Source organism: Terrimonas ferruginea DSM 30193 (genome assembly GCF_000425585.1).
GTDB lineage: Bacteria > Bacteroidota > Bacteroidia > Chitinophagales > Chitinophagaceae > Terrimonas > Terrimonas ferruginea.
Window position 1 is genome coordinate 1 of the sequence record NZ_AUDS01000036.1, and the last position, 9,161, is coordinate 9,161.

Annotated in this window: 6 protein-coding genes and 2 pseudogenes; all 8 read left to right on the top strand. The window is 45.5% G+C overall.

Going from position 1 to position 9,161, the window contains the following annotated elements; genetic code table 11:
- Window positions 1–384 (top strand): annotated as a pseudogene (locus tag H608_RS22215) (hypothetical protein); the annotation flags it as partial.
- Between the two features lie 25 nt (window positions 385–409).
- Entirely contained in the window at window positions 410–4,861 is a 4,452-nt protein-coding gene (locus H608_RS0112095; protein WP_028787900.1) for a DUF6443 domain-containing protein, read from the top strand.
- Window positions 4,862–4,866: 5 nt separating this feature from the next.
- A complete protein-coding gene (locus H608_RS0112100) occupies window positions 4,867–5,373 on the top strand; it encodes a hypothetical protein (RefSeq protein ID WP_155990145.1) in 507 nt (168 codons plus the stop codon).
- Between the two features lie 117 nt (window positions 5,374–5,490).
- A complete protein-coding gene (locus H608_RS0112105; protein WP_028787902.1) occupies window positions 5,491–5,700 on the top strand; it encodes a hypothetical protein in 210 nt (69 codons plus the stop codon).
- Between the two features lie 57 nt (window positions 5,701–5,757).
- The gene (locus tag H608_RS0112110; protein ID WP_211227061.1) at window positions 5,758–6,912 is read left to right on the top strand and encodes an RHS repeat domain-containing protein; all 1,155 of its coding nucleotides are present in this window, start codon (window positions 5,758–5,760) and stop codon (window positions 6,910–6,912) included.
- Window positions 6,913–7,505: 593 nt separating this feature from the next.
- The gene (locus H608_RS0112120) at window positions 7,506–7,718 is read left to right on the top strand and encodes a hypothetical protein (protein ID WP_028787905.1); all 213 of its coding nucleotides are present in this window, start codon (window positions 7,506–7,508) and stop codon (window positions 7,716–7,718) included.
- A gap of 339 nt (window positions 7,719–8,057) precedes the next feature.
- Window positions 8,058–8,303: a hypothetical protein gene (locus H608_RS0112125; protein WP_155990146.1), complete on the top strand. Its 246-nt coding sequence runs from the start codon at window positions 8,058–8,060 to the stop codon at window positions 8,301–8,303.
- Window positions 8,304–8,574: 271 nt separating this feature from the next.
- Window positions 8,575–9,161: pseudogene (locus H608_RS22220) on the top strand (hypothetical protein); the annotation flags it as partial.

The following is a 9,161-nucleotide window of genomic DNA, read 5'->3' on the forward strand; positions in this document are numbered from 1 at the left end:
AATATCGCCACCGGCAGCGATAAAGTAGCGCAGTTGGCGGAGTTGCAGCAACTGCAACAACAACATGCGGACAGCCTGATCGTGATCGGTTTTCCAACCAACAGTTTTGGCAATGAATCGCGTACGGACAGTGCCATTCGTTCGTTTTGTTCATCGCAGTATAACGTGACCTTCCGCCTTGCGGCAAAAGGCGATGTGCTCGGTGCGCAGCAGATTCCGGTGTATACCTGGCTGACGCGTCGCGACAAGAACGGCCATGTCAACAGCCAGGTGCAGGGTGATTTCCAGAAGTATTTGCTGGATCGCAACGGCGACATCATCGGCGCATTCAGCGGAGCGACCTCGGTAAACAGTGCGGCTTTTCAACAGGCACTCACGTATTGATTAACCACCAACAGAACCAACAGCTATGAACAAGCGATATAAATTATTAAGCATACTCTTATTAACCGGACTGATGGCCGGGGCACAGGCTCCTGCGGTGTATCCTGCCGGCTCGAAGATCAACTGGGTGCGCACCTGGGATGCGATGGGCCCGGAGACGAACCCCAACAACCTGATCGCAAGACCCCTGACGGATGTGCGCATGGCCACGCAATACATGGATGGCGTAGGCAGGCCGGTGCAGACAGTGATCAAACAAGGCTCCCTGATCACGGGCGGAACGGCCACTGACTTAACCAGTACGGTGGTGTATGATGAACTCGGCCGCGAGCAATACCAGTTTTTGCCAGCGCCTGCTAATACCACCAATGGCAATGCAAGCGTAACTGATGGTCTGTTTAAGCGCAACCCCTTCGAACAACAAAATGCTTTTTATTCAAGCTCCAATGCCGCGCTGAACCCAGTTGCGGGGCAGGGTGAGACGTATTACTATGGGAAAACGGAATTTGAAGCCTCCCCCCTGAGCCGTCCATTGAAAGGCATGGCACCCGGCAATAGCTGGACCGGTGCGTCAAGAGGTGTGCAAACGTCGTATGTACATAATACGGCTACCGACGCGGTAAGGATCTGGAACCTGACATCGGTGAGTGGTGATTTTGCGGGTTATACCACACCGGGTACTTATCCCGAAGGAGAACTGTATAAAACGATCACCACGGATGAGCATGGTAAACAGGTGATCGAGTACAAGGATAAAGACGGACTGGTGGTACTCAAAAAAGTGCAACTGACCGCGACGGCTGACAATGGCACCGGCAGCAGCCATACGGGTTGGCTTTGCACTTATTATATTTACGACAAACAAAACCGGTTGGCAGGTGTGATCCAGCCACAGGGTTTTATCGACCTGGTGGCCAACAGCCTCACGTTTACCAGTATTATTTTGGAAGAACAGACCTTCCGCTACGCGTATGATGAGCGCGGCAGAATGATCGCCAAGCAAGTGCCCGGTACCAAGACGGTGTACATGGTGTACGATAACAAAGACCGGTTGGTGCTGACGCAGGACGGTAGCCTGAGAAGCAGTAACCAATGGCTGGTGACGCTGTATGATTATTTGAACCGCCCTGTACAAACAGGCCTGTGGACCAGCAACCAGACCAGAAGCTGGCAGCAAAGCCAGGCTAATGCGGCCTCGACGGACTATCCCTTTGCGGCCACTTCCACGCCCGGCAGCGGTTGGGATAGACTAACGAGAACGCATTATGATGACTATGCTGGTCTGCCTTCCGGTTTATCGGCTACGTTCCTGACCACCTGGAACAGCCATTTCCTTTCAGCATCTACAAGCTTTCCTTTTCCGGTAACACCCACGCAACGAACCAGCCATGTCAAAGGCATGGCCACCTGGAGTGAGGTAAAAGTATTGAAGGGTGGTACACCGGTTTATCTCGCTACCGTCAGCATCTATGATGAAAAGGGCCGGGTGATCCAGGTGCAAAGCCAAAATATTGCCGGTGGCACTGATGTGATAACCACGCAGTACAGTTGGTCAGGCCAATCCTTGATCACGATACAAAAACTGGCCACGGCTTCGCAAACGACCACCACCGTTACCAAAACGACCTACGATGATCTCGGCCGAGTAGTAAAAGTCGAAAAGAAAACCGGTACCAGCGATGTGACGCTGCCCGCGACCTTCAAAGTCTTAAGTGAAATGAGCTACGACGCGCTCGGTCAACTCAAAACCAAAAAGCTGGGCAGAAAAAACAGCACCGATCCGCTGGAGACATTGACCTACGATTATAACATAAGAGGCTGGATGCTGGGGGCGAACCGGGCTTATGCGAGGGATGCGGTTACCGATCATTACTTTGGTTTTGATCTGGGTTATGATAAAACAGCGAATAACCTGGTAAATAATCAATCTTACGCAGCGGCTCAATACAACGGCAACATCACGGGCATGGTCTGGAAAAGCGCCGGTGACCAGGAAAAACGCAAATATGATTTTGGCTATGATGCCGCCAACCGGTTACTGAAAGGCAACTTTACCCAATACACCGGCAGTACGTTCAATACCACCGCTGGTATCGACTTCAGCATGCAGATGGGTAACGGTACGGATGCCACTACCGCTTACGATGCCAACGGTAATATCCTGGGTATGTCGCAAAAAGGGCTTAAAGGCCTGAGCAGCGGCTGGATCGACCAGTTGAGTTATACGTATTACACAGGTACGAATAAACTCAAAAACGTGGTGGACGCGTCCAACGATCCCACCACCAAACTCGGCGACTTCCGGGCCTCGCAGGCTTATCTGACCAGCCTCGGCGGCAGCAAGACGAGCACGGCTACGGATTACAACTATGACGACAACGGCAACCTGCAATACGATAAAAACAAGGACATTGCGAGCATTGCTTACAACCACCTGAACCTGCCGCAGACGATCACGGTTACGGGCAAAGGCACGATCAGTTATGTATACGATGCCGCGGGTATCAAACTGCAAAAGATCACCGACGAAACAACCGCCACCGTGGTGCATGATGAAAATATTTACAGTCCGGAGCGTATTGTAACCACGACCACTTACATCGGCGGTAATGTTTATGAATCCAAAGCCTATCCCAACAACAGCACGCTGCAAACAGCTTTAGGTTATAGCGATAAGTTGCAGTTCGTGGGTAATGAAGAAGGCCGGACAAGATACATCGCTGCGGAAGGCACTAATCCTGCACGACTGGAATACGACTACATGATCAAGGATCATTTAGGGAACGTCAGGGTATTGATTACGGAAGAACAAAAAGTAGACAAATACCCGATCGCCACTTTGGAAGATGCCAAACTGGCGATAGAAGAAAAATACTACACCATCGATGCCGCCCAGATCGTGGACGTGACCGTGATGGGGCCGAATGCTCCTTCGCCTGCCTATGACAACGATAACGGTATCGGCAACAACCCCAGTGATCCAACGTTTGAATCGACGACCAGCCAGAAAATGTACCGCGTAAACTCGGGCACTAATAAAATGGGGCTGGGCATCACGCTCAAAGTAATGGCGGGAGACAAGGTGGATGTGTTTGGAAAAAGCCATTGGTACACACCGAATACCTCCGGCTCGCCCAATGTGGCGCCGGTAGCATTGGATATCTTGTCGGGTTTACTCGGTGCACCGGGCAGCGCGGCTGCTGGCAAAGCCACGGCCACGCAACTGAATGCGATCACAGACCTTACGACACCACTGGGGGCCTTTATCAACGATCCCAACCGCGATGATGCGAGTTACCCGCAACGTCCGAAAGCGTTCATCAACTACATCTTCTTCGACGAACAATTTAAGATGGTCAGCGGTGGCGCCAGCCCGGTAAATCCGACTGGTTTTACCAAAGACCACTTCTCTGACCTGCAAAATCTCGCTGCCACCAAAAACGGCTATCTTTATGTCTATGTGAGTAACGAGAGCCCGGTGAATGTGTTCTTTGATAACCTGCAGTTGATTCACACACGCGGTGCTTTACTCGAAGAAACCCACTATTATCCTTTTGGGCTGACGATGGCGGGAATTAGCCATAAAGCGGCCGGCGAGTTGAAGAACCGGTTTAAATACAACGGGAAAGAAGAACAGCGGGAAGAGTTTAGTGATGGCAGCGGGTTGGAATGGTTGGATTATGGGGCGAGGATGTATGATAACCAGGCGGGGAGGTGGTACAGTCAAGATGCATTGGCTGACAAATGGAATGTATACTCTCCTTATATTTACGCCGTTAATAAGCCTACCATATTTGTCGACCCAGATGGCCGTGATATTTTTTTAGGAAACATGAGTGAGAAAGAACGTGATAAAATGCTTACGAATTTACAAATGCTAACAAACGACAAACTTTCCTATAATAAAAAAACTGGGGAAGTGATAATTGTTAGTAGGGCTAAGGATAAAGATATTAAACTTAAGGCTGGTACGGGATTATTGAGAAGTCTATCAGATCATGAAAAAAAAGTTACCATTAATTATTTAGAAAAGCAAATTGCCTCATTTGCAGGTCCTGAAAATGAGAATTATAAAAATGCGAGCAATGGCGTGGGGGTAAACGCAATAGTTACAATGTCTGGTACAAATCCCGCCACGCAAGTTGCTGTCAGTAGTGAGGCACGTGCGGAGCGAAAAGATCAGCCGCAATATCTTGTTTTGGGCCAAGAGTTGATTCATGCATTAGCAAATATGGATGGCGTACTGATTGCTGCGGAGAAGCAAAAATTGCAAAATACATATAAGGCTGCTGACGGAAAATATTACACGGAGTGGGTGGCACAAGAAGAACTATATGCTCATGGAATTGGCTCATATACCACGCGGACGAATTCAAAAAGAGAGGGGTTTCCAAACGAAAATATGCTCAGGAAGGAGCATAATTTGCCAGTTAGGGTTGCGTATGAAACTTTACCTGGATACTTAAAAAGAAAATAAAAACCATGAAGACTTGTTTTTCAATTTTAGTGTTTGCCATGTATTTAGGCATTTTGAGTGGTTGTTTTAATAAAGGCAGAACTGTGTTCAGTGAAATAGATATTGTTATTTATAGCCCATATGGCTGTATTAATGAGATTAAGATAGACAGTCTGGGACAAGGTAGACTACGATCTGGAATCAGGAGTTCAAACGAAAATAATGAACGTATTGATTCGATTGTCTACGAGAACGCATTCGTCATTCAGGGTAAAGAGCAACTTGATTGGATAAAAAGGGAGATTGAAGAGTTAAAACAAACTGAAGATCGAGTCATAGGACACAAGTCAGATGCTTATAGATTTGTTTTCATTGTAGATGGAGTCAGTAAAATAGATGTTTACGGAAGTAATAAATTCTTTGATGATTTTTTACTTGAGCTTTTTAAATATTTACCGCTTGAAAAAGATCCCTGTGAGTATTGGCAGCTCTTCAAGAAAGCCCATTCTTTAAAGGACATAAAAGGAAACTAGCCTGCTTGAGCCTGGCCGCTATTCATTTGGGAGTAGTAGTTTACGAATAGTATATTTCTCATTTGTGACATATAAATGATCCAAAGTAAGTAGGGGCTGAGCATTACCTTAAAAGTAATGGCCGGAGACAAGGTCGATGTATACACCGAATACTTCGGGTGTACCCAATACAACACCAGTGGTACTAATATCTTGTCCGGCTTACTGGGCGCATCGGGTAGTGCCGCCGCCGGTAAAGCCACGGCCAGCCAGTTGAATGCGATCACGGACATTACCACACCGCTGGGTGCTTTTATCAGTGACCCAAGCCGGGATGATGCGAGTTAACCGCAGCGCCCCAAAGCGTTCATCAACTACATCTTCTTCGACGAGCAATTTAAGATGGTGAGCGGTGGCGCCAGCCCGGTAAATCCGACCGGTTTTACCAAAGACCACTTCTTAGACCTGCAGAATCTCGCTGCCACCCAAAACGGTTATCTTTATGTCTATGTGAGTAACGAGAGTCCGGTGAATGTGTTCTTTGATAACCTGCAGTTGGTGCATACGCGCGGTGCTTTACTCGAAGAAACCCATTACTATCCGTTTGGGTTGACCATGGCGGGGATAAGCCATAAAGCAGCCGGTGAGTTGAAGAACCGGTTTAAGTACAACGGTAAAGAAGAACAGCGGGAAGAGTTCAGTGATGGTTCAGGATTAGAATGGACAGATTATGGGGCTAGAATGTATGATAATCAAGTAGGCCGGTGGAATCATGTTGATCCGTTGAGTGATAAAATGAGAAGGTATTCCCCGTACAATTACGCATTTGATAATCCTATCAGGTTTATCGATCCGGATGGAATGGCGCCAGATGATATTATTTATCGGGATGAAAAAGGACGGGAACTTGCCAGAATAAAAAATGGACAGTCACCTAATGAGATTCACACAGTCCGAAAAGGAACTGTAACAGCTAGTGCAGATGGTAAAGGTGTAATTAAAAGCAGAGATTTTGAAGAATGGAATAGTTTTTACTTTGAATATCCGGAAACACGGGGATATGCTATTAACCGAAAGGATGATTCTAAACGAACTGTTGAAATCAGCCCGTCTGAGACAGCGGGATCAAGTAAGCCAAGTGTTACAGAACCGATTGTTGAATCAGAACCTGCTGCTAGTAATGGTTTGGATGCTCGGCAAACTGCTGATAAAGTAAATAGTGGCGTTGGAATCGTATTATCCACAATTGAGGGAAGCATAGAGACCGAAGAAGTTATTCAGGCTTCAAAAAGTGGAACAATTGAATTTGTCCAGCAAGCTAAAAATATTGGTAAAACTGGAAACCAGCTCCTAAAAACAGTTGAGGGGGTGGGTGTAATTGGTGGATATTTAGATGCCGCTAATTCTATATATGAGGCTGTTCAAAATCCAACGGCTGGAAATATTACAAAGGCAACTTTGAAAAGTATTTTAGCTGTTGCAAAAACTAATCCTGTTGTAAATCTCATAGGGTCAATTGCAGATCTTAGCGGGCTAACTGATTGGTTATTTAATTGGTAAATTACTGAAAATGAAATTTATAAGGCATATAGTCTTTTTGTTTTACTCTTATTACTCTAATGGATCTCGTCGAAATGTCGCTTACTTGAGTTCAATACTAGGAACTACCTTTTTGGTTTTTATTCAACTATTGATATTAGTTGTTGCTTTAGACATCGATAAAATTATCCCTATCGGATCGACAGACGATAAAAGCACTCGATATCTAAAAATACTTTTGTTGATGTCTCCGATTTTTTTTCTGTTATTTTTTAGCGTTAAAGAGAAAAAGATAGAAGAACTGCAAGAGAATTTAGAACAGAGTGGTTATGATAACGAAATGCTTCACAGAGTTTTACTCTTCACTTACTTATTCGTTTCGTTAGCGGTGCTGATCGGATTGGCCTTTTGGAGAAAATAAGAATTCTACTTATCAATTAACAGGAGAGTGGAGTATGGACAATTGCGAAGTAGACATCTTGACAAAAGTCATTGGTATCAAGGAAATAACGGCGGCTTTCAATATCTTGTATGGTTTACTTGTGCATCTGTTAGTGCCGTAGTCGGAAAAGTCACGGCCTAGCCTGTCGAATCCAACTACGGGTATTACTATATTGCTTGGTGAGTTTATCAATGACCCTACCCGCGATTATGCGAGCTACCCGCAACGCCCGAAAGCCTTTATCAACTACATCTTCTTCGACGAGCAATTTAAGATGGTGAGCGGTGGCGCCAGCCCGGTACATCCGACCGGTTTTACCAAAGACCACTTCTCTGACCTGCAAAACCTGGCTGCCACCAAAACGGTTATCTTTATGTCTACGTGAGTAACGAGAGCCCGGTGAATGCCCTGTGCCGATACTTCGGCATTCTTTGATATCCCGAAGTATTGGGATGCAGTTGGTTCATACACGAAGTGCCTTATTGGAAGAGACGCATTATTATCCGTTCGGGTTGACGATGGGGGGAATCAGTTCGAAGGCAGCCGGAGAGTTGAAGAACCGGTTTAAGTACAACAGTAAAGAAGAACAGCGGGAAGAGTTTTTTGTGGAGTGTTGTAGAAGGCCCTGTTGCTTCGTTGGGTCCTATCGGGTTAGGTGTTGTTGTAGCGGTAAATATAGCAATGGGATTAGCAGATGTTTTTAACTGGGGGTAAAAATATTCAAATGATTATAGAAAAAATACAATATGCTTTGATTTATAAGTTATATAAAACAAAGCATTTCAAAAGTGGAAGAGGTTATATTTATCGTGCCAATCAGATAATTGGAATAACTGCAGCACTTGCCACAACATTAATTATTTTAACATTTTATAACTTTGACTTGTCCAAGTCAATTGCATTTGTTGTTTTTTTAGCTTTTAGCAGCATTTTTTTTTTTAGTGCTGGAGATAAATACTTCGAGAAATAAGCTTCTTCGAAATAGAATTATTTATCCGATCTGTTCAAAATATTTGTATCCTTATTTCTTGATTGTTTTCTTAATAATATTTGGATTGATCCTATTAGAGTATTTAACCAGAAGTAGGCATACAAGTACATTTCCGTCATTTTATGCGTAGGGGCAATATCGAATACTTTCGAATAGGTTAATTGTCTTAATCTGGTATGTAGGCCTGACTAGCGGCTGGATCGACCAGTTGAGTTATACGTATTACCCAGGTACGAATAAACTCAAAAACGTGGTGGACGCGTCAAATGACCCCACAACCAAACTCGGCGACTTCCGCGCCTCGCAGGCTTATCTCACGAGCCTAGGCGGCAGCAAGACCAATAGCGCTACGGATTACAACTATGATGACAACGGCAACCTGCAATACGATCAAAACAAGGATATCGTATCTATTGCTTACAATCACCTGAACCTGCCACAAACGATCACGGTGACAAACAAGGGCACGATCAGTTATGTGTACGATGCAGCGGGCACTAAATTGCAAAAGATCACGGATGAAACGACTGCCACCGTGGTGCACGATGAAACGATCTACAGTCCGGAGCGTATTGTAACGACGACCACTTATATCGGTGGTAATGTCTATGAATCCAAAGCTTATCCGAATAACAGCACACTGCAAACCGCGCTGGGCTATAGCGATAAGTTGCAGTTCCTCGGAAACGAAGAAGGCAGAACAAGATACATCGCTGCGGAAGGCACTAATCCTGCGAGGTTGGAATATGACTACATGATCAAGGATCACCTGGGAAATGTAAGGGTGTTGATCACCGAAGAACAAAAAGTAGACAAATACCCGATCGCTACACTCGA